General features: G+C 28.9%; 17 protein-coding genes, 2 tRNA genes and 2 pseudogenes. 11 read left to right on the top strand and 10 right to left on the bottom strand.

Annotated features, from left to right (window positions below; all coding sequences use genetic code 11):
* Window positions 1-592: 592 nt before the first annotated feature.
* Window positions 593-2,023, bottom strand: a complete 1,431-nt coding sequence (aspA, locus tag ICMP_RS03040; RefSeq protein ID WP_041069858.1) for an aspartate ammonia-lyase — start codon at window positions 2,021-2,023, stop codon at window positions 593-595.
* Between the two features lie 220 nt (window positions 2,024-2,243).
* Between aspA and ICMP_RS03035 the strand changes: the two genes are divergently transcribed.
* Together ICMP_RS03035 and ICMP_RS03030 are read left to right on the top strand one after the other, a co-directional pair.
* Window positions 2,244-2,672: an FxsA family protein gene (locus tag ICMP_RS03035; RefSeq protein WP_041069856.1), complete on the top strand. Its 429-nt coding sequence runs from the start codon at window positions 2,244-2,246 to the stop codon at window positions 2,670-2,672.
* Window positions 2,673-3,092: 420 nt separating this feature from the next.
* A complete protein-coding gene (locus tag ICMP_RS03030; protein WP_041069854.1) occupies window positions 3,093-3,656 on the top strand; it encodes a DedA family protein in 564 nt (187 codons plus the stop codon).
* A 73-nt stretch (window positions 3,657-3,729) separates the two neighbouring features.
* Here ICMP_RS03030 and ruvC read toward each other — a convergent pair.
* Together ruvC and aspS are read right to left on the bottom strand one after the other, a co-directional pair.
* Window positions 3,730-4,188 (bottom strand): annotated as a pseudogene (gene ruvC, locus ICMP_RS03025) (crossover junction endodeoxyribonuclease RuvC); the annotation flags it as partial.
* 53 nt (window positions 4,189-4,241) lie between these two features.
* Window positions 4,242-5,996, bottom strand: a complete 1,755-nt coding sequence (gene aspS, locus ICMP_RS03020; RefSeq protein WP_041069852.1) for an aspartate--tRNA ligase — start codon at window positions 5,994-5,996, stop codon at window positions 4,242-4,244.
* 1,107 nt (window positions 5,997-7,103) lie between these two features.
* Between aspS and argS the strand changes: the two genes are divergently transcribed.
* The 4 genes from argS (at window position 7,104) to ICMP_RS03000 (ending at window position 10,730) form a co-directional block, all read left to right on the top strand.
* A complete protein-coding gene (argS, locus tag ICMP_RS03015) occupies window positions 7,104-8,834 on the top strand; it encodes an arginine--tRNA ligase (protein WP_041069850.1) in 1,731 nt (576 codons plus the stop codon).
* Window positions 8,835-8,940: 106 nt separating this feature from the next.
* Window positions 8,941-9,028: transfer RNA gene (locus tag ICMP_RS03010), tRNA-Ser, on the top strand.
* Window positions 9,029-9,734: 706 nt separating this feature from the next.
* Window positions 9,735-9,935 (top strand): hypothetical protein, encoded by a 201-nt coding sequence (locus ICMP_RS03005; RefSeq protein WP_158386975.1) that lies wholly within the window; start codon window positions 9,735-9,737, stop codon window positions 9,933-9,935.
* Between the two features lie 719 nt (window positions 9,936-10,654).
* Window positions 10,655-10,730 (top strand) — tRNA-Asn (locus tag ICMP_RS03000).
* Window positions 10,731-10,777: 47 nt separating this feature from the next.
* On the opposite strand, the gene ahpC is transcribed toward ICMP_RS03000, so the two are convergent.
* Window positions 10,778-11,341 carry an alkyl hydroperoxide reductase subunit C gene (gene ahpC, locus ICMP_RS02995; RefSeq protein WP_041069846.1) on the bottom strand — a complete coding sequence of 188 codons (564 nt, stop codon included), beginning with the start codon at window positions 11,339-11,341 and terminating at the stop codon, window positions 10,778-10,780.
* A 210-nt stretch (window positions 11,342-11,551) separates the two neighbouring features.
* On the opposite strand from ahpC, the pseudogene metG reads away from it, so the two are divergent.
* Window positions 11,552-13,195, top strand: a pseudogene (gene metG, locus ICMP_RS02990) (methionine--tRNA ligase); the annotation flags it as partial.
* Between the two features lie 242 nt (window positions 13,196-13,437).
* Window positions 13,438-15,135, top strand: a complete 1,698-nt coding sequence (locus tag ICMP_RS02985) for an NAD-dependent malic enzyme (RefSeq protein ID WP_041069844.1) — start codon at window positions 13,438-13,440, stop codon at window positions 15,133-15,135.
* Window positions 15,136-15,211: 76 nt separating this feature from the next.
* On the opposite strand, the gene hslU is transcribed toward ICMP_RS02985, so the two are convergent.
* From hslU to priA, 4 genes are all read right to left on the bottom strand, one after another.
* Window positions 15,212-16,546: an HslU--HslV peptidase ATPase subunit gene (hslU, locus tag ICMP_RS02980; RefSeq protein ID WP_041069842.1), complete on the bottom strand. Its 1,335-nt coding sequence runs from the start codon at window positions 16,544-16,546 to the stop codon at window positions 15,212-15,214.
* A 17-nt stretch (window positions 16,547-16,563) separates the two neighbouring features.
* Complete coding sequence (hslV, locus tag ICMP_RS02975) at window positions 16,564-17,088, bottom strand: ATP-dependent protease subunit HslV (RefSeq protein ID WP_041069840.1); 525 nt, start codon at window positions 17,086-17,088, stop codon at window positions 16,564-16,566.
* A 152-nt stretch (window positions 17,089-17,240) separates the two neighbouring features.
* Window positions 17,241-17,753: a hypothetical protein gene (locus tag ICMP_RS02970; RefSeq protein ID WP_041069838.1), complete on the bottom strand. Its 513-nt coding sequence runs from the start codon at window positions 17,751-17,753 to the stop codon at window positions 17,241-17,243.
* 527 nt (window positions 17,754-18,280) lie between these two features.
* Window positions 18,281-20,461, bottom strand: a complete 2,181-nt coding sequence (priA, locus tag ICMP_RS02965) for a replication restart helicase PriA (protein ID WP_041069836.1) — start codon at window positions 20,459-20,461, stop codon at window positions 18,281-18,283.
* A 142-nt stretch (window positions 20,462-20,603) separates the two neighbouring features.
* Here priA and rpmE point away from each other — a divergent pair, with 142 nt between their 5' ends.
* The 3 genes from rpmE to metF all read left to right on the top strand — a co-directional run bounded on the left by rpmE (window position 20,604) and on the right by metF (window position 23,108).
* The gene (gene rpmE, locus ICMP_RS02960) at window positions 20,604-20,825 is read left to right on the top strand and encodes a 50S ribosomal protein L31 (protein ID WP_148310060.1); all 222 of its coding nucleotides are present in this window, start codon (window positions 20,604-20,606) and stop codon (window positions 20,823-20,825) included.
* 113 nt (window positions 20,826-20,938) lie between these two features.
* Window positions 20,939-22,099: a cystathionine gamma-synthase gene (gene metB, locus ICMP_RS02955; RefSeq protein ID WP_041069834.1), complete on the top strand. Its 1,161-nt coding sequence runs from the start codon at window positions 20,939-20,941 to the stop codon at window positions 22,097-22,099.
* A gap of 130 nt (window positions 22,100-22,229) precedes the next feature.
* A complete protein-coding gene (gene metF, locus ICMP_RS02950) occupies window positions 22,230-23,108 on the top strand; it encodes a methylenetetrahydrofolate reductase (RefSeq protein WP_041069832.1) in 879 nt (292 codons plus the stop codon).
* Between the two features lie 1,040 nt (window positions 23,109-24,148).
* On the opposite strand, the gene ICMP_RS02945 is transcribed toward metF, so the two are convergent.
* A complete protein-coding gene (locus tag ICMP_RS02945) occupies window positions 24,149-25,888 on the bottom strand; it encodes an AAA family ATPase (protein WP_102032548.1) in 1,740 nt (579 codons plus the stop codon).
* Window positions 25,889-26,102: 214 nt separating this feature from the next.
* A complete protein-coding gene (locus ICMP_RS02940) occupies window positions 26,103-26,378 on the bottom strand; it encodes an OmpA family protein (protein ID WP_041069826.1) in 276 nt (91 codons plus the stop codon).
* Window positions 26,379-26,478 lie beyond the last annotated feature (100 nt).

The following is a 26,478-nucleotide window of genomic DNA, read 5'->3' as shown; positions in this document are numbered from 1 at the left end:
CATTTTATGGATATATTATTTACATGAAATAACTAATAACTTTTTAATTACTATTAACTTAGTATTATATTGACATTTCAATGATATTTTGAATAGGCTTTTCTAAGCTAGAAAAACGTATATAATACATAACAATATAATCCTATTTGTGATCATTTCATTATCAATCATACTAAATATAGTATATATTAGGTTAAATAAAATTATAAATTCAGTTTTTTATTTAAAAATTGAATATTTATTTTTTCTAGTCTATCTTAGATACGATTTTATAAATATTTCCTATATTTTATATCAAATAGGAAATAATAAGTTGTTATCCCAAATACTGCAGAAGAAGACAATGGTTTAAAATGCTGTTGCATTTTATCCAACAGTAATGGTATATGGCTATACTAATTAATATTGTTATTATGTATATAGAATAATACCATGTGTAAATGCATGTAACTTAAATATAAAAAGTTATTTTGCTTCTTACTAAAACTTATATTATACACGTCAGTTAGCATTTTTATAGTAATATATAAATAATGGAGTGGTATTAATACCATTCTACTATATACAAATGTATTTTTGTAAAAATAAATACCTATTTATTATCAATATAACATTGTGCATTATATCCAGGATGCATTAAATTTTGGACAGAAAAAATTTTATTTAGTTCCTCTTCAGTAAGTAAGCCACGTTCCAATACTACTTCTTTTACACTTTTTCCAGTTTCAGCGCATAATTTACCTACAATATCTCCATTATGATGACCAATATAAGGATTAAGATATGTTACAATACCAATTGAATTAAAAACATAATCTTCACAAATTTTTTTATTAGCAGTTATTCCTTTTATACATTTTGCTAATAAGTTATAACTAGAATTAGTTAGAATACTAATTGATTCAAACAAAACTTGACTAATTACAGGTTCCATGACATTTAATTGTAGTTGACCTGCTTCAGCTGCTATAGTAACTGTAATATCATTACCAATAACTCTAAAACAAACTTGATTAACAACTTCAGGTATGACTGGGTTTACTTTTGCAGGCATAATTGACGAGCCTGCCTGTAATTCAGGTAAATTAATCTCATTGAAACCTGCACGCGGTCCTGAAGAAAGCAATCTTAGATCATTACAAATTTTTGATAATTTAACAGCAAGTCTTTTTAATGCAGAATGCAACATAACATACGCACCACAATCAGATGTAGCTTCAATAAGATCCTCTGCTGGAGTAATTGAAAGATTACTAACTTCAACAAGTTTTTTAATAACTAATTGTTGGTATCCTTCCGGTGTATTTAAACGTGTTCCAATTGCTGTAGCACCTAAATTTACTTCTAGTAAAAGATTTGCAGTACGTATGATATTTTTAATTTCTTCATTTAATAACACATTGAAAGCATGAAATTCTTGACCCAAGGTCATGGGAACCGCATCCTGCAATTGAGTTCTTCCCATCTTTAAAATATTACTAAATTGCTGTGATTTATTTTGAAATCCTAGAGCTAATTGCTTTATTGCCTCTACTAATTTTAGAATACAATTATAAGTTGCAATCCTGAACCCAGTAGGATAAGCATCATTAGTAGATTGACATTTATTTACATGATCATTAGGATTGAGAAAATGATATTCTCCTTTTTTATGTCCCATGATTTCTAAACCAATGTTAGCTATTACCTCATTGATATTCATATTTAATGAAGTACCTGCTCCTCCTTGATAGACATCTATAGGAAACTGATCCATATATTTGCCCTTATTTAGTATTTCATCACAAGCACAGATAATAGCATTAGCGATATTCTCAGGAATCGTTTTAAGTTCTTTATTGGCTAATGCTGCCGCTTTTTTTACCATTACCATACCATGGATAAATTCTGGAATATCATTTATCTTATTTTTACTAATGGAAAAATTTTCTTTGGCTCGTAGAGTATGGATGCCAAAATAAGCATTTATAGGCACTTCTCTCATGCCTAACAAATCTTCTTCAATGCGAATATTATTTATCATGATTACCTTATAACTTAATAGTTGACTTTATTGTATTAAATTTGTTTTATTATTGATATATAATTTATCATAGAGCATTATAGTAAATAACTCACTATTGAATTAAACTAAATAATACTAATTTGAGTATACTAGATATTTTATCTTTCTTGTTTTATGATCTTTATATAATACTTAATATATTAAATATTACTTATTATTCTGAAAATAGGAGTATGTAGTGTTTTGGTTATTTTTGATATTTTTACCTTTGATATTAGGTCTTGAATTTTTCTGGTTTATGCATATATTGCTGATATTAGGTATGATATTTGCTATAATATTAACTATTTATACTTTTTTTATAGGAATATCATTCTTAAAATATAACTTTAGAAAACAATATAAATTTGTTGAAAGCAATAACATATCTTATACTGAAATTATCAAAAAGCTTTCATTAATATCTGCAATTATTTGGTTTATATTACCAGGATTTTTTACTAATGTACTTGGAGTAATAATACTCCTTCCATTGATCCACGAATATTTTGTATTAAAATTAGTGCGTTATTTCACTTTCGACTTTGATGATAAAGGGCAGTCAAATACCAAAAAAGGTCATACTATTGAAGGAGAATACGAAAACTTAGATGAAGATAAAGAATAGCAGATATATTTTATATATAAAATATTAACATTTATCTTATTTAAATAACTACCTAATAAAGATAAATAATATGTAGATATATACTTATAATATTACTATTACTGTGAGTATGATTCTGTATGTTCCAGAATATAATTAAACTTGTTCATAAAGGAAACATATTAAATGAAATACAAAAAGATCATAATATGCCTATGTTTTATTTTATCTGTTAGTGGTATGAGTAGTTTAATGCTGGTTGGTTATTGTATTTTTATTAATTCTCATTAAATATTGCTTAAGGAAAGTAATTCATTTCCATTTGACAGAGATTATAAATAGCAATGTTTATTGTTAATATATATCATATAAAGATAAATAATATATTTAAATATAATATATAATCTTAACTAATCACTAGTACTTTAAGGAAACTATATTTTGCATTGGGATATTCATATTCACCAATTAATCAAACAATATGGTTATATTGCTTTGCTTATAGGCTGTACTGCTGAAGGAGAAACATTTACTATTATTGGTGGTATGGCTGCACATGAAAAAATACTTTCTTTGAGTGGTGTACTTTCTACTGCAATATTAGGCGCTTGTATAGGGGATCAATTCCTATTTTGGATAGGATACAATTATGGTACCAATTTTTTTAATAGATTTAAAAAATTTCAAAATAGATTAAGAAAGATACATAATTTCATAGATAAATATCCTAGTTTATTTATAATTGGTGCGAGATTCATGTATGGATTGCGTCTTCTAGGTCCTATCATTATAGGAGCTACCAAGCTAAATCCTATTCATTTTTTAAAATTTAATATTATTGGAGGCATCTTGTGGGGATGTTTTTTTTCTGCAATAGGATATTCTGCTGGTGAATTAATTCATAACAATAAATCCTTTAAGTATTTGATATATATATTAGGTGTAATAATAGGTATTTTTATTATTAGATCAATTCGTCGTTGGTACATGAAACCTAAACAATAAACATATTAAACTTTTGTCATAATGATACAAGATTTAATCTATTCATCATATTTTATGAATTTTTCATATTACAATAACAGTGAGTAATAGCAATAGCTAATGCATCAGCCGCATCTTGGGGTATTTTTATTTGGAGATTCATAAGAGTACATACCATATATTGTACTTGTCTTTTATCTGCATTACCCACTCCTACAACTGTATGTTTTACTTTACGTGCGGCATACTCAAATACTGGTAATCCTAAATTTGCTATTGCAGATAATGCGGCTCCACGAGCATGGCTTAATTTCATAGCTGAATTGAAATTCTTAGCTATAAAAATCTGCTCTATAGCCACAGAATCTGGAGAATATCGCTTGATAATGTCTGTAATACCTTTATAAATCAGTTGGAGACGAACAGATAAATCTGCTGCTGTGTCAGTGCGAATATTCCCGCTGTTAAGATAGCTTAATTGGTCGTGGTATTTACAGATAACACCATAACCAGTTATTCTTAAACCAGGATCAATTCCAAGAATTATTGTCATATAATTATAATATGTTTATATTAGATTATTAATAAATAATACTTTTATTATATTTAAATATTTTTGATAGATAAATCATTTAATATTGCAGCATCAATGAAATCTGGCGAATTAGTCATTAAACATGATGCATTGGTACTTTTAGGAAAAGCAATAACATCACGAATATTATTAGTATCTGTTAATAACATGGTTATACGATCCAGACCAAATGCAAAACCGGCATGTGGAGGAGTGCCAAATTTTAATGCATCTAAAAAAAAACCAAATTTTTCTTTTTGTTCTAATTCAGTCATACCTAAAACATCGAAAATGGTTTTCTGCATTTTTGTATTATTAATTCTTACTGAGCCACCACCTACTTCATATCCATTAATTACCATATCGTAAGCATTAGCAATGACAGATAAAGGAGATTTAATTAAATCTTCTACTAAAATATTACAAGGTGATGTAAAAGGATGGTGCATAGTAGTTATTATTCCTGCACTATTCTGTTCAAACAAGGGAAAATCAATAATCCAAGTTAGAGCATAAATATTTTTATTAGTTATATTCAAGTCATTCCCTATCTTGATACGAAGTGCACCTAATGCCTCTGTGACTATTTTTTCTACATTAGCACTTAAAAAAATAATATCTCCATTCTGGGCTTTAGTTCTATTTATAATATATTGTACCGTATTAACATCTAAATTTTTAACTAGCGACCCGTTGATGTTATTTATTCCATGCGAGTTTAGGTTAATTTTCATCCAAAATAAACGTTTTAGTCCATAATTTGCTACAAATTTTGTATATGTATCTATTTGTTTTCTACTGATCTTAGCTCCATTGGGAATTTTTAAAACAGCTACTCTGGCTTGTGAATAGTTTATATTGTTTAATAAAAATTTAGATTCTACTGTATTTAGTAAATCTTTTATATCAACTAATTCTAGAGGATTTCGTAAATCTGGTTGGTCAGAACCATACCGACACATAGCATCTTTAAACGTAATCTCCGAAAAACTACCAGGATCTATTCCTTTTATATTGATCCACAGGTCACGAATCAAATTTTCCATTATTTCTCGTAACTGTTTAGCTGTCATAAAAGATGTTTCTACATCAATTTGAGTAAATTCCGGTTGACGATCTGCTCGTAAATCTTCATCACGAAAACATTTTACAATTTGATAGTATTTATCAAAACCAGAGATCATAAGTAACTGTTTAAATAATTGAGGAGATTGAGGTAAAGCATAAAATTTTTTTTTATGGATCCTACTAGGAACTAAATAATCTCTAGCTCCTTCGGGAGTTGCTTTGTTTAATATAGGTGTTTCAATATCTAAAAAACCTTGTTGATCCATAAAATTACGAATAAAACTAGTAATTTTTGCTCGTTGCTTTAAACGTTGTATCATATCAGGACAACGTAAATCAAGATAACGATATTTAAGACGAGTTTCTTCAGAGTTTTTTTGTTTAATATCAATAGGTAGAGGTTCCGCAGAATTGAAAATAATTAAATTCGTAGCACAGATTTCTATCTCACCTGTCCTCATGCTTAAATTTTTATTTTTTTCTTCTCTAGCTCTTACAATTCCCTTAATTTGAACACAAAATTCATTACGCAGTTCCCCAGCGAGGGCAAATAAATCTGTACAATTAGAATCAAAACATACTTGTACAATACCTTCTATATCACGCAGATCAATAAATATTAATTTACCTAGATTACGATGACTATTCACCCATCCACAAAGAGTCACCTCCTGATTTATCATAGATGTAAATATATTTCCACAAAATTCTGTTCGCATGTACTATCCTTATTATCAATTACTAATTTATATACATTATTAACTTATTAGTTAAATCTATAAAAATATTAACTTCCTTCTTTGTAAGAAGATGATTATTTATATATAGTATATTACTATGTTTCACCGTTATACATTATAACTAAGTGAGGAGTTTGGGTATTTAATGAATAAGTAGCTGTATTTCCCTATATAGTAAAACGTTCGTCTAATATGATTTCTATGCTAGGCATATTAGCAAGCAATTTGTTAAACCAAATAATTATATTTCTATTAATAATACTTACTTGGTTGTATTAAATTTTACCTGACAGTTTTTAGAGAGAAAAAAACGCTTAAGATTAGTACGTAAAATTTGGCATGGTTTAAGTAAGGGTGGTGTATTAGTTTTTCATAAAATTATTGATATGCATTAGTATTTTAAACGTGCTAATGGTGATAGTGATTTATAGATTCATTAAAAAGCAAAAATTTTTTAAATGTTATGTTAACTAACAGCATATAAACCAATAAATCCCATTTAAGAGCCACAGGTTTTTCCAATATAGAACTGTGGTTTCAATGTCTGAATTTCGATTCCCTTATTGCATTTAAATCATTAATTTCTAAAATATATGCTCATATTGCAATGAGTCGCCTGCATAGTTGACTTAAACTATTACAGAGATAACACAATATAAAGTTTCATAAATACTTTAATTTATAGCAGAAAAGTGTAAACTTTTTACCAGTAATTATTAATAGCTTAGCTTAAAGAATCATTTTTACTTCACAGTATTAATTCTGAATGGCGTTATTATTGGAAAAAACGCACCTTATTTCTGCACTACGCTTAAAAATTGATTAGAAAAATATGGTGTTGTTAATATAACAATGGTTAACTGTTCTAACAACGTAGTACTAGCTTGATTAGCACACTTATTAAAAAGGTAAAAGGTTAGCTCACACAGATTAGAGCGGTATTTATAGCTAATACACTTTAAATAAAAATTAATTATTATAAGTTTAAATTAAGTAAAACTAAGTCTTTACTCATTAGTATTTATAAAAATATGTTACTGATCATATACAAAATTCGTATATATTATATCACATACAGGTAGTTAATTGAATATTAAATATGTTCTTTCCCAAGAAATTCAGAAAGCAATGTTTTTAACTGGTATAAAAACTGATTATATATCAGAAGTAAATTATTGTAATAATCCAAAATTTGGTGATTATCAATTTAACGGTATTATTGCAATAGCAAAAAAGCTGAAAAAAGCACCTTATCAATTAGCAAGAGAAGTAGTTACTAATCTTAATCTTAATTATATAGCCAAGAAAGTAGAAATCGCCCATCCAGGTTTCATTAACATTTTTCTCAAGCCTACTTGGTTGGTTCAGCAAATATATTATGCTCTTAAAAAACCATATTTAGGTATTGACTCTACACATCATCAAACTATCGTAATAGATTATTCTTCTCCTAATATAGCTAAACAAATGCATGTTGGTCACTTACGTTCTACTTTAATTGGAGATGCTGTCTCACGTACTTTATCTTTTCTAGGTCATAATGTTATTCGGGTCAATCATGTAGGAGATTGGGGCACCCAATTTGGGATGTTAATAGCTTATATTAAACATAATAAAATTCAATATTTTGAAAATTTTTCTTTAGAAAATTTAGAATACTTGTACCGTTGCGCAAAAGATTTTTATGATAAAGATGAAAAATTTGCCAAAAGTGCACGCAATTATGTTGTGCTCTTACAAAAAGGAGATGCAGATTGCATATGTATATGGAAAAAAATGATATATATTACTATGCAACAAAATCAAAAAATTTATGATCGACTTAATGTAAGTTTAACATCTAAAAATATCATGGGAGAAAGTCTATACCAAGATATGTTACCTGATATTATTTCCGATTTAATACAGAAAGGGATAGCTACAAAACATGCAGGTGCTGTTATTGTTTTACTGGAAGATGTAAAAAATAAAGAAGGCCAGCAAATGGGAGTTATTATTCAAAAACAAGATGGTGCCTATCTTTATACAACAACGGATATAGCATGTGCTAAATATAGATACGAAAAATTCAAAGCAGATCGTATTTTATACTATGTAGATTCACGTCAACATCAACATTTTATGCAAACATGGGATATTGTCCGAAAAGCTGGTTATGTTCCAGAAAATGTTTCTTTAGAGCATCACTCTATAGGTATGGTTTTAAGTAAAGATGGACGTCCCTTTAAAACTCGTAGTGGTAGTACAATCAGATTATCTGATTTGCTTGACGAAGCCTATGAACGAGCATTAATCTTGCTTAGAAAAAAAAATATTAACATGACAGAAAAAAAATTAAAAAAATTAGCGGAAATATTAGGAATTAGTGCAATAAAATATGCTGAACTCTGTAAAAATCGCACAACTGATTATCGTTTTAATTGGGACAATATGATTTCTTTTGAAGGAAATACAGCCCCTTACTTACAATATGCATGTACGCGTATATTTTCGTTATTTCGAAAAGCAAAAATTGAAATAGATAATATTACAGGAAAAGTCTTTCTTGATACTAAATATGAAATAAGTTTAGTCACTCGTCTTATTCAATTTGAAGAAATTTTAGTTCAAGTAGGAAAAGATGGTACTCCACATATTATGTGTAATTATCTATATGAATTAGCTGAACTTTTTTCGCTTTTTTATGAAAAATGTCCTATTTTATCTGCTGAAGATAATAGTATACGTCAAAGCAGATTAAAGATTGCTGCACTCACTGTAAAAACCTTGACCAAGGGTCTGGATACACTGGGTATTAATGTAGTAAAAAACATGTAGATGTAAATAAAAATAGCTATTTCCAACTTTATGATTAATAATATCTTATAGTAATTATTTATATCAACTACTATGTAGTAGTTGTTCTCGTGAAGAATAAGATATAGGTGAGGTGTCCGAGTGGTTTAAGGAACACGCCTGGAAAGCGTGTATATGGTGACGTATCATGGGTTCGAATCCCATCCTCACCACCATGATTATATAATTCAGTAACATAGCAATATTTATGCTGATTAAATCTAATTTAGAATATTATATTAGTAAAATTTACTGTTTTATAACCAATTCAATACCAAGTTGAACTGAGTGAGTATCTTATTTAATTACCATATTTTTTATATCATATCTGATGGTGGAAGACTATCCTATTTATTCATAATGCTTACGCAACAATATATAATAAAAATATTGTAATTATTTTATAGATATTTAATAACTAATATTGTTTCCAAATTAAAATAGGAAATGTTCCAGTAAATACCCTCCAGGTCATACGTTTCCAGTATATGTATAATTGGCTAGCCCACGCATAACTTACTAACGAAGCCAAGTACCAGATGATTTTATAATAAGCAATCTTGATATTTAAGTAATACTAATAATACCATTGCGTACTACCTATATTTTTATCTATCTTTAATAGAAATATTCTGTAATCTATCGAGAATATATCAACTATTGGCAACTTAAAGTAGAGATTTTTTGCAGCAAAAACTGCTTAAAGCAAAATACCACAATCTAGCTAATCGTCTGGATGCACAAGGATATCCAATACCACTAATTGCTGAAACCGAAGGTTTGAATGCTATGATTTTAGATTAATCAGCACTTACTTTACTGAACAAGTGGTATATATTCTTACTTCAGATTTGATAGTGTGTGTTGTTCAGCGCTACGATTATGTATACAAGAAAAATGTTAATAGGAGCTTTGTTAGAATACTGTAGAGGTAACCCAGAATATCTTAGTGTTGTAGATATAGGTCTAGTAATTGATATTTCAGCAAAAAGCAATATAGAAGATCACATTCAAATAATGCTTAAAAAATGTTTTAAAGTTTATCAACCCCTACATGATAATTTGCCAGATAGTAAGGAATGAATAGGTAGTGGTACTACCTACCATAATTGAAATAAGCGAAGTGAGTGATTTAGATAAAGAAATATTTTTCCAGTTTTACATATTTTAATATTTTCATTTGCAAAATTGCAAAAATTAATGAATGAGATAAACTCAGCTGGATATACATAGTCGTATAAATGAAACTAACTATTATACAAGTAAATAATAAAACCAATATAGGAAATATTTATGTGACTCGTAATAGTGTTGGAGAATAGAGGTTTAACGTTTTGGTCTGGAAGGTCTTTCTGGAACTGGGCCAAAAGCAGGATAATTATATCGTTTACTATCCTGCGAGTGCAGATAATGCGGTATTTTTAACATTATAACGTCAATGTTTAGAACATGTAGTTAATCCAAACATTCATAGGATTTTAATATAACCTCATCAATATAAAGATAAACCTTACTGGCTATTTGCAATAGTTACGAACTTTCATTAAGCGGAATAATTCGATTATTACCTGGGCCTATTGGTGCAATAGAATATTTTTCTTACCAAGATATCATATCGTATACTTTTAAAGAACAAGATGTTTTAATGCAATTAGCAGCTAATCGTTCAAGTGCTATTAATTTAATATTATAATTATAAATAAAATCTGATTACCTTAAAGTAATTTGTCTAGATAATTATCTGAAAAAATAACTTTGACAAATTACTCATAAGTCGGTATTATATAAATACTAATATTTACTCCTCTGTAGTTCAGTTGGTAGAACGGCGGACTGTTAATCCGTATGTCACTGGTTCGACCCCAGTCAGAGGAGCCAATGTGATTATCGAGAGAATGAGTAAAATATTATTTACAGTATATTAATTATATTTTACCAACTAAATCCAATGATGGTACTAAGGTAGCATGCCCTGATTTCCACTTAGCTGGACATACTTCTCCTGGATGCTTATGAATATATTGAGCTGCTTTTAATTTACGTAATAAATCAGAAGCATCTCTTCCAATGCCTTCAGCTGTTATTTCTATAGTTTGAATAAATCCATATGGGTCTAATATAAAAGTGCCACGTTCAGCTAATCCATCTATTTCACGCATTACATTAAAGTTACGAGTTAATGTACCAGTTGGATCACCGATCATAGCGTATTGAACTCTACTAATCATCTCTGAAGTATTATGCCAAGCTTTATGAGAAAAATGAGTGTCCGTAGAAACTGCATAAATATCTACATTTAATTTTTTAAACTCTTCATAATTATCTGCTAAATCTGCTAATTCCGTTGGACACACAAAGGTAAAATCTGCCGGATAGAAAAAAAAAATACTCCACTTACCTATTATATCTTTTTCACTGATCGAAATAAATTCATTGCTTTTAAAAGCCATATTATAAAAAGGTTTAATCTTTGTATTGATGATAGACACTATATTATCTCCGTACAATTATTTATGAAATGTTTTATTAACATATTTTAGATGGATGCTCATGAATGCTTTAAGCAATATAGAGAATAATTCACACCACTGATTATATCATATGCTTTTTTAAAAAAGCAATAGTGCTGTACAACAAGATAGGACAATTAATAGATTTAATTTGTCGATTAGATATTTAATAACTAAAAATTATATAACATGAATCAACTAAGAAAAATAATGGTGACATGTGCTTTACCATATGCAAATGGTTCTATTCATATAGGGCACCTACTTGAACATATTCAGGCAGATATTTGGGTACGTTATCATAAGATGCGAGGCCATGAAGTATATTTTATTTGTGCTGATGATGCTCATGGTACTCCAATTATGCTAAAAGCACAAGAGTTAAATATCTCACCTGAAAAAATGATAATTGATATGAATAAGGAACATCAGAGAGATTTTGCTAATTTTCATATTAGCTATGATAATTACTATTCTACTCACAGTAAGGAAAATCGATATTTTTCAGAGCTTATATACAATCGTTTAAAAAAACATGGTTTTATTAAGACTCGTATTATTTCGCAACTTTACGATTCTGTGAAGGGTATATTTCTACCAGATCGTTTTGTAAAAGGTAAGTGTCCAAAATGTAAATCTACCAATCAATATGGTGATAATTGTGAAGTATGTGGCGCAATATATAATCAAATAGATTTAATAGAACCAAAGTCAGTGATGTCAAATGTAACGCCAGAAATACGCTGTTCAGAACATTTCTTTTTTGATTTACCTTATTTTGCTGATATGCTATATCAATGGATTAGATCTGGTATTCTACAAGAAGAAGTAGCAAATAAGATACAAGAATGGTTCGATTCGAAATTACAAGAATGGGATATATCGCGTGATGCTCCATATTTTGGTTTTGAAATTCCAAATACTATAGGTAAATATTTTTATGTTTGGTTAGATGCCCCAATAGGTTACATAAGTGCTTTTAAGAATATGTGCAATAAGAATCAAACAATTGATTTTGAGGAATTCTGGAAAAAAGATTCAGATACTGAACTATATCATTTTATTGGCAAAGATATAATATACTTTCATGGATTATTTTGGCCAGCAATACTACACGGAAGTAATTTTCGTAAACCGGATAACTTATTTGTACATGGTTATGTTAATGTTAATGGTACAAAAATGTCAAAGTCTCGTGGTACTTTTATTAAAGCTAGTACTTGGTTAAAGTATTTCGATTCGGATAGTTTACGTTATTATTATGCGACTAAACTCTCATCTCGTATTGATGATATAAATTTAAATTTAGAAGATTTGGTTTATCGTATAAACAGCGATATTGTTAATAAAATTGTTAATTTGGCTTCTCGCAGTGCGAGTTTTATCGAAAAATACTTTAGATGTAAATTATCAGCAAGTATGGCTGATGCTGATATTTATAATTATTTTATTGATTCTTCAGAAGGTATTGGAAAATATTTAGAAAATAGGGAATATCATCTAGCAGTAAGAAATATTATGAATTTAACTGATATTGCCAACCGTTATATAGATGAACAAGCACCTTGGAGAATCTATAAACAAGAACAGAGTTCTACTCGTTTGCATGCTGTTTGTTCAATGGGTATTCATTTATTTAGAATAATTATCACTTGGTTAAAACCGATAGTACCATGCTTAAGCAAAAAAGTGGAGTGTTTTTTAAATACTGAATTAAGATGGAATACAATTCATAAACCATTGCTTAATCATAAAATTATACCATTTAGGTATCTTTATAAACGTATAGAAATGAGTAAAATTAATATGTTATTACAAGCATCTCAAGAAGAATATGAAGGCAATAATTAAGAAACATTAAATATAGCTATACCAATAACATAAATTTATATGTATCATTTCCATACTATTTATTCTAGTTATGATTTAACATTTTTTATGTTGTAAAAATCAATTTATCATAAATATAAAATAATATAAATATACTTTATTTAAAATATGTCCTGATAATTAACATTCTGTCTTTAATAAAGATTATAGTTATTATTATACATATATCAGTTGGAGAAAACTGCATGCTATTCGATTATGAGAATAAAGATCCCCTATATATACCTTATACTGGTGATGTTCTGCTAGGATTTCCATTATTAAATAAAGGTAGCGCTTTTTCTAATAGAGAACGACAAGAATTTAATCTTACTGGTTTACTACCTGAAGCAATAGAAACTATTGAGGAACAATCAACACGTGCTTGGCGCCAGTTCAAAAGTTTTAAAACTAATAATGATAAATATATTTATCTGCGTAATATTCAAGATACTAATGAGACTTTGTTTTATCATTTAGTAAAAAATCACCTAGAAGAAATGATGCCTATTATTTATACACCAACAGTTGGCATAGCCTGTGAACAGTTCTCTGAGATATATCGCCGTGCGCGGGGGATATTTATTTCTTATCCTAATCGTGACATGATAGATGTTATATTAGGTAATGTTCGTCGACAAGATGTAAAAGTAATCGTAGTAACAGATGGGGAACGTATTCTCAGTTTAGGTGATCAAGGTATAGGTGGTATGGGTATTCCCATTGGCAAATTATCACTATATACGGCGTGTGGTGGTATAAACCCAGCTCATACATTAGCAATAGTATTAGATGTTGGTACCAACAATCATTATTTATTAAATGATCCATTATATATGGGCTGGCGTCATCAACGTGTTACTGGTGAAGAATATAAAAAATTTATTGATAAATTTATACAAGCAGTAAAAAAACGTTGGCCTAAAGTGCTTTTACAATTCGAAGATTTTTCTCAAATAAATGCTATGCCCATACTTGAAGAATATCGTAATCAAATATGTTGCTTTAACGATGACATTCAGGGTACTGCTGCGGTTACTTCTGGGACACTAATAGCTGCTAGTGCTGCAGCTGGTAAACGTTTATGTCAGCAAAAAATAGTATTTTTAGGTGCAGGTTCTGCTGGATGTGGTATAGCGGAACAAATTATTGCTCAGATGATATCTGAAGGAATAACTGAAGAAGATGCCAGAAATAGAATTTTTATGGTTGATCGTTGTGGTTTATTAACGGATAAATCAGTAAACTTACTGAAATTTCAAAAAATGTTAGCGCAAAAAAGTAAAAATATAACAGCCTGGAAGGTAAACCGTAATTCAATTACATTACTAGAAGTAATTAGTAATGTCAAACCAGATATTTTAATAGGTGTTTCTGGTCAACCTGGACTTTTTACAAAAGAAATTATCAGTGAAATGCATAAATACTGTAAACATCCCATTATAATGCCACTATCTAATCCAACTTCTAGTATGGAAGCCTTACCTCTAGATATTATTCACTGGACTAAGGGTGGCGCTTTAATTGCTACTGGCAGTCCTTTTCAGCCCGTAATTTGGAATGGTAGAGAATATAATATTGCTCAATGTAATAATTCTTATATCTTTCCAGGAATTGGGTTAGGAGTAATTGCTTCTGGTGCTACCAGCATAACAGATTCTATGTTGATAATTGCTAGTCGAACATTAGCTAAATGTTCTCCTTTAGTAAAGGATGGCCAAGGATCAGTGTTACCAGTACTTAAAGATATTCAAAATGTATCCAAAATCATTGCTATAGAAGTAGGTAAGGAAGCTCAACGATCTGGTGTCGCATTAGTAACATCAGAAGAATCACTAGCACAAGAAATATCCAAAATTTTTTGGATACCCCAATATCGTCCCTATCGACGTATTTCAATGTGATCGAGTAAGATATTTATCCGGACCGATAGGTCCGGTAGCACCAAAATGGTTAATTTTTACATTACTTAGTAATTTTTTATAAAATAAAACGACTAAGATCTTCATCAGCTACTAATTCATCCAAATGCTTACTAACATATTCTTCATTGATGATGATATGCTTTCCTTTTAAATCACTTGCATTATAAGATACTTCTTCCATTAGATGTTCGAGCACTGTATGTAAACGACGTGCTCCTATATTTTCTGTTTTTTCGTTCACTTGCCAAGCAGCTTCAGCTATTTTACGAATACCTCCTGTAGTAAATTCAATGATTACTCCTTCTGTAGCCATTAATTCTTTATATTGTACAGTGATAGATGCTTTAGGTTCAGTCAAAATACGTTCAAAATCGTTTACGGTTAGTGCTTGTAGTTCAACTCTAATAGGTAATCTGCCTTGTAGTTCCGGTGCAAGATCAGATGGACTTGATACTTGAAAAGCACCTGATGTAATGAAAAGGATGTGATCGGTTTTTACCATACCATGTTTAGTTGATACTGTACAACCTTCCACTAAAGGAAGTAAATCTCTTTGTACTCCCTCACGCGAAACATCTGCTCCTGTCATCTGATTTCCTCTACAGATTTTATCTATTTCATCAATAAATACTATACCATTTTGTTCAACAGCATCAATAGCTGCATATTTTATTTCTTCTAAATTTATTAATTTTGCAGCTTCTTCTTCCACTAATAATCTCATTGCATCTTTAATTTTAAGCTTACGTGTTTTTTGTTTTTGCATTCCTATATTTTGGAACATAGATTGTAATTGATTAATCATTTCTTCCATTCCTGGTGGTGCCATAATTTCTATGCTTGTAGGCATTGTCGAAAAATTAACTTCTATTTCTTTTTCATCTAATTGACCTTCTCGTAGTCTTTTTCTAAACGTTTGTTTAGTGGCTACAGGTTCATTAGGAGGTGTTTCTGATTTTCCCCAATTCTTTTTTGCTGTGGGGACAAGTATATCAAGGATACGTTCCTCAGCCATCTCTGCAGCACGTGTCTTGTTTTTTTCAATTGATTGTATACGAACCATTTTTACAGCAGTATCTGTAAGATCGCGAATAATGGAGTCCACTTCTTTTCCTACATAACCCACTTCAGTAAATTTTGTAGCTTCTACCTTAATAAAAGGTGCATTAGCTAATTTGGCTAATCTGCGTGCTATTTCAGTTTTACCTACTCCTGTAGGACCGATCATCAAAATGTTTTTTGGAGTAATTTCATGACGCAATTCACAATTAAGTTGCATACGTCGCCAACGATTGCGCAAGGCAATAGCTACTGCACGTTTAGCTTGATCTTGCCCAATAATAAAGCGATTAAGTTCACTGACAATTTCACGAGGGGTCATTTCAGACATGATTGAATCCTTATGCCTTAGTAAGATAATGCTTCGATATTAATGTTATGATTGGTGTAAATGCAGATATCACTTGTGATATCTAAAGATTTTTGCACTATTTCACGTGCGTTTAGCTTAGTATTTTCTAATAATCCACGTGCAGCAGCTTGAGCAAAAGGACCTCCTGAACCTATTGCTATTAAGTCATTTTCTGGTTGCATTACATCTCCATTACCACTGATAATTAATGAAGCGCATTCATTAGCCACTGCAAGCATAGCTTCTAAACGACGTAGTATACGGTCGGTGCGCCAATCTTTTGCTAGTTCTACAGCTGCTTTAACTAAATGACCTTGATACATCTCTAACTTACGTTCAAATAGATTGAATAATGTAAATGCATCTGCCGTACCACCAGCAAATCCTGCTATCACTTTATCTTCATAAAGACGACGCACTTTTTTTACATTGCCTTTAATTATAGTATGACCCATAGTAGCTTGGCCATCACCACCAATAACTACCTCTGTGTTACGTCGTACACTTAATATTGTTGTCACCTAAAAACCCCTTGTTGCATTTAAAAATAAATTCAGTCATGAATTATATTTGATAACTATCATACAATTTTATATGAGCATGACTACTAATTAATGCAATAATTACTTATAGCTGATCATAATGCATATTATGCTAATATTGTTAAAACAATTTAGCTACTATTTATATTAATTTTTAAAGTACTTTTAGGCATATTTTCCTTTATTACTTTAGCATATTTAGAAAATTTTGGTTTGATTTTTTGACCATTCCATAATACTTTATTTAAAATCACCGGCTTTTGACTCTCATCTATTTGTATTTCTTTTAGAAATTGCAGCTGTTGTTTTGTTAGAGATATTTGATTACGTGATTTATTATGCATAGCATTATCACAATAAATAATTTTAGGAATTTTAATGTTAACTATATTCTCTTGTAATCCTTGAACATATTTCCATTTCTCCTTAGGTTTAGCAGGTAAATTATCGCTAATAGATTTAACTATCGGATCTACCAGAAGAATGCCATTTTCTTTATTATATATATAAAAGCAATATTTAATAGAAACAATAAAGAATATTGTTATTACACAATATAAAACGACATTAATATCGTTAGTAGACTTATTTCTTCTATACACCTTTTTTATTTGTTGAGAGTTTATATAATCTTTGTTGATCATTGGACTTTTAACAATTATGCAAATAATATTTCATAATAAAGATTATATGTGTGTAAATCAATAGTTAATTCATATATTTTTTATGTTTCAAATAATCTACATTATAAATAATAATTTATATTTGTATAATATAAGATATTTACTTATATTAATTGCCTGCTTTTTATAAATATTATTTAATATTGAACAACTACTATTGTATATAGAATATTTATTTTATTTTTAAATATTTTATATAGCATATATACCAAGATAGTCTTTTAGTAAATTTATTATTCACAATACTTTTTACCAAGTACTTTTGATACCTATATATTGAGGTATATTTTTATCTAATTTATTTGCAATATATAATTAATTTTATAGCAAATTGCTAATTAAGCAATATATTAACAACAAGTATATATTGTAAACAATATGCTTTACAGCATAAAGTACTTTGTTGTAAACATAAAAAATTAATTTTCATAAAATTGATTATTTCAATTTAAGAGCACATATATTTGCTTTATTTATGATAATATAGTTTAATTTGCAATAGGATCTATATCTATTATCCATTTCACCTTATATGTAGTAAGAGGATTTTTTTCTATTAATAATATCAGCTGAGCTATTATTGCATGTAAAATATTACGGTAAGGATGTTGAAGTAAAAGTTGCCAATGCCAAATTCCATTGCCTAGCACAGGACCCATAATGAAAAAATATTTATCATTATATGAAATATTTTCTAATAAATTACGTAACTGATATAAAAAATATTCTGCTTTTTTACTATCAGGATTTCTTGCTTTTAAGAGTACATGATGAGTCCAAGGAGGTAAAGAAAATAACCTACGGTTTATTAATAAACTTTCCGCAAAAGCAAAATAACCCTTTTTTATTAAATTTTTTAAAAAAAAATTTTCTGGATTAGAGCTTTGCAATATAATTTCTCTTTTCATTGGATAAAAATGTAAGTATTGATTCATTTGTATATAGAATTGAGCAAAACGTTCAGAAGCTCGAAAATCATTAAAAAATAAAATATTATCTATATCTAATAATATCAATAATGTTACATTAGTAAAATATTTTATTTTTTCTAATCGGTAAGTACTTAATATAATACAGGGTTTTTTCATAATATTGTGCCTATATTTTTGTAATTTTTCTCTTTGCTCAATTGTATCTCTATCAATGCGCAAAACAGGAATATTAGGGAAAAGTTGGTAAAGATTTTCTTCCAGTTTTTCTGTACGCATACCAACAGTTAAAAGATTAATTGAACAACAATTCAAACATTTAATAGGTATTAAACTTTGCGTATTACAATTATGACAACGTAATTTGTGTAATTTACGATATAAAGTATAATAACTACTGCATAAGGGACATTCTGCTATCCATCCACAATCATCACAAATAATTTCAGGACGATAACTTTTATTATTAAGTAATAATAGAACCTGATTATTATTTTTAATATGTTCATGGAGTTTATGAATTAATACCGGAGATAATCCACCATATTGTGCTATATGTTTTAGATGATAGTTATCATCTATAGATACTTTTGATTGAATTAAATTTTTGCCTAAAATAAGCTGATTATATTTTCCTTGTTTGACATTATATAATGTTTCTATCGTAGGTGTTGCTGAGGCTAATATAATAGGAATATTTTCTTTTTTTGCTCTAAGTATTGCTAAATTACGAGCATGATAGTGCCATCCATATGGTTGCTTATAAGAAATATCATGCTCTTCTTCAAGAAGAATTATTCCTGGATAAGCTAAAGGAGTAAAAACTGCTAAACGGGTTCCAATAATTATAGCTGTTTCACCACGTTTAGCGCGTAACCAAATAGTCATACGTTCTTTATCTTTCAACTCAGAATGCAATAAATCAATAGGTACTTTAAATATTTTACGTAATTTAAAAGTAATTACTTGCGCTATTTCTATAGTAGGGACTAAAAACAAAATTTGTTTACCATTCAATAGCATTTGTTCTATAATGGAGAAATAAACTGGTGTTTTATCAATACTCATCATAGTTACTAACAGCCAAACATGAAAATCTTTTCTTTTATCCATTACCGCTTCAAATACACTTTTTTGTTCACTGTTTAATACTACCTTTGTGTTTTTTAATGATACACTATTTCGCCAATCTTTGGTTTGCAAAAGACATTTTTCTACTATACAAAGTCCTTTGTCACACAGAATATTTAATATATTTTTATTTAAATTAAACTTAAATATTTCATGATTAGTTAAAGATTTTTGACGTAGAATATTTAATATATGTTGTTGTTTGGGTGTTTTGTATAAATAATTTATATCTATTTCTTGACCTTTAACTGTAATTTTCCATTTACATATATATTCTTCATCTATCAATTTGCCTTGACGTAAAAATTTTGGTAAGGCATTAATCAAAACCTTACTTAGTGAAATATGATAATATGTAGCTGCCCATTGTAAACAGTGCCACAATGTGGGTGAAAACAATGATTCATTATCTATTACTTCGGTAACATGTTTTAATTTAGTATAAGGTAATTTACTATCTTTACTTATATTAGCTACAATACCAATAAGTTTTTTATTACGAAATGGTACTTTAACTCTTGCTCCTTGTACTGTATACATATGAGGAGGTAAAATATAATCAAAAAGCGATGGTAGATGAACAAATAAAGCTACCTGAATAAAATTCATTGTATTTTTAATTCTAAAAAAAATAATATACTGACTTTTCTTAAGAAAATTATTAGCTTGCGCTACTATAGTAAAGCATATAATATGCTTAAAATAAATTAGGAATAAGTCAAAATATCGAGTTTTTATAAGAGGTATAATTTTGAAAAAAACAAATATTCATCCTACATATCAAAATGTTACTATAGCATGTTCCTGTGGTAACATAATTAATACACGTTCTACTCTAAAGCACAAAATAATTTTAGACGTCTGTGGTAAATGTCACCCATTTTATACTCGGAAACAACGCATCGTTGATACTGGAGGTCGTGTAGAATTATTTAACAAACGTTTTAAAATACAAGGTTCTAAAGAAAAATAAATTTCTTTCAATAGACAACTATATAGAATATTTACTCTTTAAATATACTAGATATTTAAATAAATAAGGTTATCCTATTTATTTTATTGTGCCGCTCAGGAACATTAAATGTTATGACCTACAAACAGGAAACAACTGCAGTTCATAGTGGTTTGAATAATGATGAGCAACATGGCTGTGTTGTTCCTCCTATTTATCTCTCAACTACTTATAATTTTATAGATTTTAATACACCACGTATTTATGATTATTCACGTCGTGGTAATCCAACTCGTGATATAGTTCAACGAACTTTAGCAGAGTTAGAAGGTGGAATAGGAGCTGTATTAACTAATACAGGAATGTCTGCTATTCATTTAATAACTACAGCATTTCTTAAACCTAAAGATTTAATTATTGCCCCATATGATTGTTATGGTGGAACATATCGTTTGTTTGATAGTTTAAGTCAACGTGGAGTTTACCGTGTAAAATTTATTGATCAAAACAATAAAGTGGGTTTAGAAAAAGTTTTTTTAGAAAAACCTCAGCTACTATTAATTGAAAGTCCTAGTAATCCTTTATTACGGGTAGTAGATATACCATACCTATGCAAAATTGCACGTGAAAATGGCACTCTCAGTGTTGTGGATAATACTTTTCTTAGTCCAGTATTGCAGAATCCATTAACTTTAGGTGCTGATTTAGTAATTCATTCTTGTACTAAATATCTTAATGGTCATTCTGATACTTTAGGTGGTGTAGTAATATCTAAAGATTCATCAATAGTAAATGACTTGGCTTGGTGGGCAAATAATATAGGTGTTACAAGTGGCGCTTTTGATAGCTATTTATTACTTCGCGGGTTACGTACATTAACGTTGCGCATGCTGTCTGCTCAAAATAATACTTTATTGATTATAGAATTTTTAAAAAAACAACCATTAGTTAAAAAATTATATCATCCGTCATTACCAAGTAATCCTGGTTATAAATTCGCCGTATGTCAGCAACATGGATTTGGAGCTATGCTGAGTTTCGAGTTAGATGTTGATGAGTATGATTTAAGAAAATTTTTAAAATCACTTAGACTGTTTACACTTGCTGAATCATTAGGAGGTGTAGAAAGTTTAATATCTCACGCTGCCACAATGACACATGCAGGAATATCAGCGCAATCACGTGCTAAAGCTGGTATTTCAGAAACATTACTCCGGATTTCGGTTGGTATTGAAAATCCTCAGGATTTAATTACAGATTTAGATAATGCATTTAAGTCAATAACTAAAAACTGACATAGTTTTATATGTGTATTAAAAACAAATTATGTAATAATATTATAATTAGTTAAACTACTTCTTGATACATTTATTGAATGTTTTTCTGTTCCAGAAATACTATATATTTAACCACTAAGGTAACTAAATGGTTTTTTTTCACGTTAACCAAAGAGAAATACTCAATCAAAGTATCTCCAAATTAAATGGAGATGTTAATGTTTCTTTTGAATTTTTTCCTCCTCGTACGAACGAAATGAAAAAGATACTTTGGCAGTCCATACTTCAATTAAGTAGTTTAAAACCAAAATTTGTTTCTGTTACTCAAGGTGTTAATCCTGAAGATTGTCAATTTACATATAATGTTATTAAAGATATTAAAAATAACACTAAATTAGAAGTGGCTCCTCACTTAACTTGTATTAATAATACATGTGAAGAATTACACATGATTGCTCAAAAATACTGGTCTAATGGAATTAGACATATTGTAGCATTACGTGGAGATTCATTTAAAAATAAAAAAAATGCAAGAATTTACGCTTCTGATCTTGTCTATTTACTGAAAAAAATAGGTGATTTCGATATTTCTGTAGCCGCCTACCCTGAAGTTCATCCGGAGGCTAAGAGTGCACAAGCTGACTTAATTAATTTAAAACGCAAGTTTGATAATGGTGCTAATAGAGCTATTACACAGTTTTTTTTTGATATAGATAGTTATTTACGTTTTCGTGATCGCTGCCTTGCCATTGGAATTGAATCGGAAATTATACCAGGAATATTACCTATTTTAAATTTTAAGCAAGTTCAAAAATTTGCTTCATTTACTAATGTAAAGATACCTAACTGGATGAAAATTATGTTTCAAGGCTTAGATAATCCGGAAATATGCAAAATGATTGGAGCAAGTATTGCCATAGAGATGGTAAAAATTTTATCTTACGAAGGTGTCAAGAATTTTCATTTCTATACTATGAATCGCTATGATATAAGTTATGCTATTTGTCATACTTTGGGAATAAAATAAAATATTCACAGTTGATAATTTATAAGTTTCTTATTCGGTTATAAAAGCTTATTTAGTGCTTAAATAATTTAGTTACTTATTTTACTTATATTTGATCTGATTATTAATGATAAAAAAGTTACCTAACTTATTGCATATCTCAATAAATTTTAATTTAAATTAAATTTATTTTTTGTTATTAGCCATAATTTAAGATTTTTATACATTATTGTACAGCGTTCATCACTACATATCTAAAAATTTTACTACTTAAATTTTAGTACTATTAGGAGAGCTAGGAGAGCAAGCTATATGTTTGATGAGTATAGCAGGATGTTTATCGGAATCTAATAATAACATATATGCTGCACCTTTGAATGTTTGTGCAGCAAAATAAGTCTGGTCTATGCTGATGATACCCTTTTGGAGGATCTGCTATAGCTTATATAGACCTAAATACATAAGTTAGTGTAGAACTAACTTATGTCTACTACTTGATTAAATATTCATTTTTTACATAAGTAATTTTTCAAAAGTTTTATAAAAATGAAGGACTTGATCAATGTATTTTTTCAACCTTAAGATTAGGAGTGACAGATCCATAGCTTCATTTACTAATGTGGGTAAATTTAACATCATACGAATGATTTTGTGATCTTTTTATAGTTCTTTTATTAATTATTTTATAATACATGTTGTGATATAAACTACTATAAGATCTTTTATTATATTTTTCTCCAAACTTTTTAATAAATCTCAAATGTTAGATAGTTTAACTGCACAACAGAAAAATTTTTGTTCGTAAAAATTGATAGGTTTTCTGTATAAAGAATACCATATTGATTAGTTAATTGTTACTCTTTGATTTTATATCATAATATAACTATATGTTAGTGGAATGAATTTTATCTTTCAACCTACCATCAATAATAGTCTATTTCATATTACTATTACCACTATCCATAAATAATTTTTTTCATTTATCATACATAGCTTATGTCAATAAATAATCACGCTTAATTGAATTAATAAAAAACATATGTTGCATATCTAAAGAAATTTTACTGTCCCCAATTTAACCACCTAAATAACCAAGGAATTTCATTTGTATTAGTTTTATGGTTTTTACAAATCTTTTCTTTAATTTTCTTTATTAATGATGGGCCTTGTGCATTATCCCAGGGTAATCCAGTAAGAATTTGTAAAGCTTGATCCACATGTTTTATAGCCCAAATATGAAATTTTTTTTCTTGTATTGCTTTAATAACATCTTCATTTAAGCTAAGATGATTAACATTGTCTGCTGGAATAATTACTCCCTGATTATGAGTAAGATATCTTTTATAACAAATATAGAAAAATCCTTCTATTTTCTCATTAAGACCAGCCACCGGTTGAACATTTCCAAATTGGTCAATAGATCCTGTCACCGCGATTTGTTGATCAATTGGTTGAGAGCTAATTGCACTTATTACAGCACATAGTTCAGCCAATGATGCACTGTCACCATCTATTTCTTCGTATGATTGTTCGAATACTAAAGAGGCAGAAAAAGGTATATGTTGTTCCAATGCTAACTTTGAATGTAAATAAGATTGCATAATCATTACACCTTTAGCATGAATATTATTTCCGAGTTGGGTTTTGCTTTCTATGTCTATACATTCACCATCACCTAGATACACTACACATGTGATGCGTGAAGGTTGTCCCCATAACAATGGATGTCCAGCATATTCAAATACAGATAATGCATTAATTTGCCCTATTACTTTACCTTCTGTTTGAACTGAAATAGTTTTTAATATAATTTCATTATACATCTTTTTATAAACATAATTTTCATGCCAATAGCGTATTTCAATAGCTTTTTGCAAAGATTTTTTATTCAATATATTACCATAGAGCATAGCTTCTTGTAATTGCCGTAACAACCAACATGGACATAAAGATAAAGTGTTTTTCGCACCTGTATAACGTGAACTTTCATGAATTAACACAGGCCAAAAATCTGCTTGAGGATGTGGAATTTTAGCTTCTCTTGCAATAACAGAAGTCCAGTGACACCATGCAAACATATCTTTTCTAGTAATTATTGTGATTTGTTCTTCAAATTCAGTATAAATAGCTAATTTATGTATTTCTGGCTCTAATTGTTGTAGAGAAGCTAATGAATCATATTCACCACATAGTACTAATCGTAAATTCATAGGTAAAGCAGGGATTGAACTGCTTATCCGAGTAATATTATTAGGAATAAACCATTCAAATAATTTTTTGATTATGCATTGTTTTAATCTTTTCCACATAAGAGGTTGTTTTAATAAAGTACGCAAAGAAAGAAGTAGAAAGCCGCCATTTGCTTGATGAACTATACCGGGTATTAAATTGATATATTTTTTATATGCATGTACAGATCCTAATAGTTTTTCCAGTTCTATCCATTCTGCATATATAACTTTGCCTAAACTGGTAAATGGATTAGAAGGATCTTTAGGTGGTTTTAAAATAATATTATTAGAAGTTATATGATATTCACCACCATAAAGTGTACCATCTTGAATATATAAACGTTTAATCACATTAGCAATCTTAGCTAAATAGTTTATGTTTTCTTGACTACGAATCAGTAGTATTGGAAATGTATATTTACGTCTACAAAAATTAGTTAATGTGCTGAATAATCTGGGCTGCACTAAAGAAAAACTGTCTATATCATCTATAAAATTTTGCGAAAAAATTTTTTTATAGCTATCAGTATTAAATCGTAAATTTTGCTCAGTAAGTTTCAAAATATTCAATATTATATGTCTATATTTATCAGATTTGTTTATAAATTATATTTTTGTCTTTATTTAATAGCTTTTATTTGTATTATTACTCGATGATCTTTGGCCAGAAGTTTAATAAGAGATTTATGTAATACAATATTATCACATTCATGTTTATAAAACATAAATAAAAAAATGCATATATTCTTTGATTTAGTAGGTAGTTAGTAACAGATATTAGGCGTTATTTAGCAAGTTTGTAGTTATATTCATAAGTTCCAATACGATCAGTATAACCTAACATTATTATCCATACCTCTTTTAGATTCAGAGTACTCAATTCACTAACAAATAGCTTTACCCTTGCTTTTGCGCTCTGATTTAATATATATTTGTTAAAATCAAAGAATACTGTAGCCTTTAGAAGATAGTGTTTAACTTTTGCGATTGACCAATGACCCCTCATTGGATATTTTGAATATTTATCACAAAAAACTTTACTAATAGTAATACTCAACATATAATTAATGGGAGATGTTCCTACTATATTATAATCACCTATGTGAGGTATAATCTGATAATCTAGTTATTGTTATCCAATGACATTGTAATAAATATTC

The sequence above is a fragment of the Candidatus Ishikawaella capsulata Mpkobe genome, from assembly GCF_000828515.1.
GTDB lineage: Bacteria > Pseudomonadota > Gammaproteobacteria > Enterobacterales > Enterobacteriaceae > Ishikawella > Ishikawella capsulata.
Note: the sequence above shows the minus strand (reverse complement) of the source record. Positions and strands in the feature narration are given on the sequence as shown.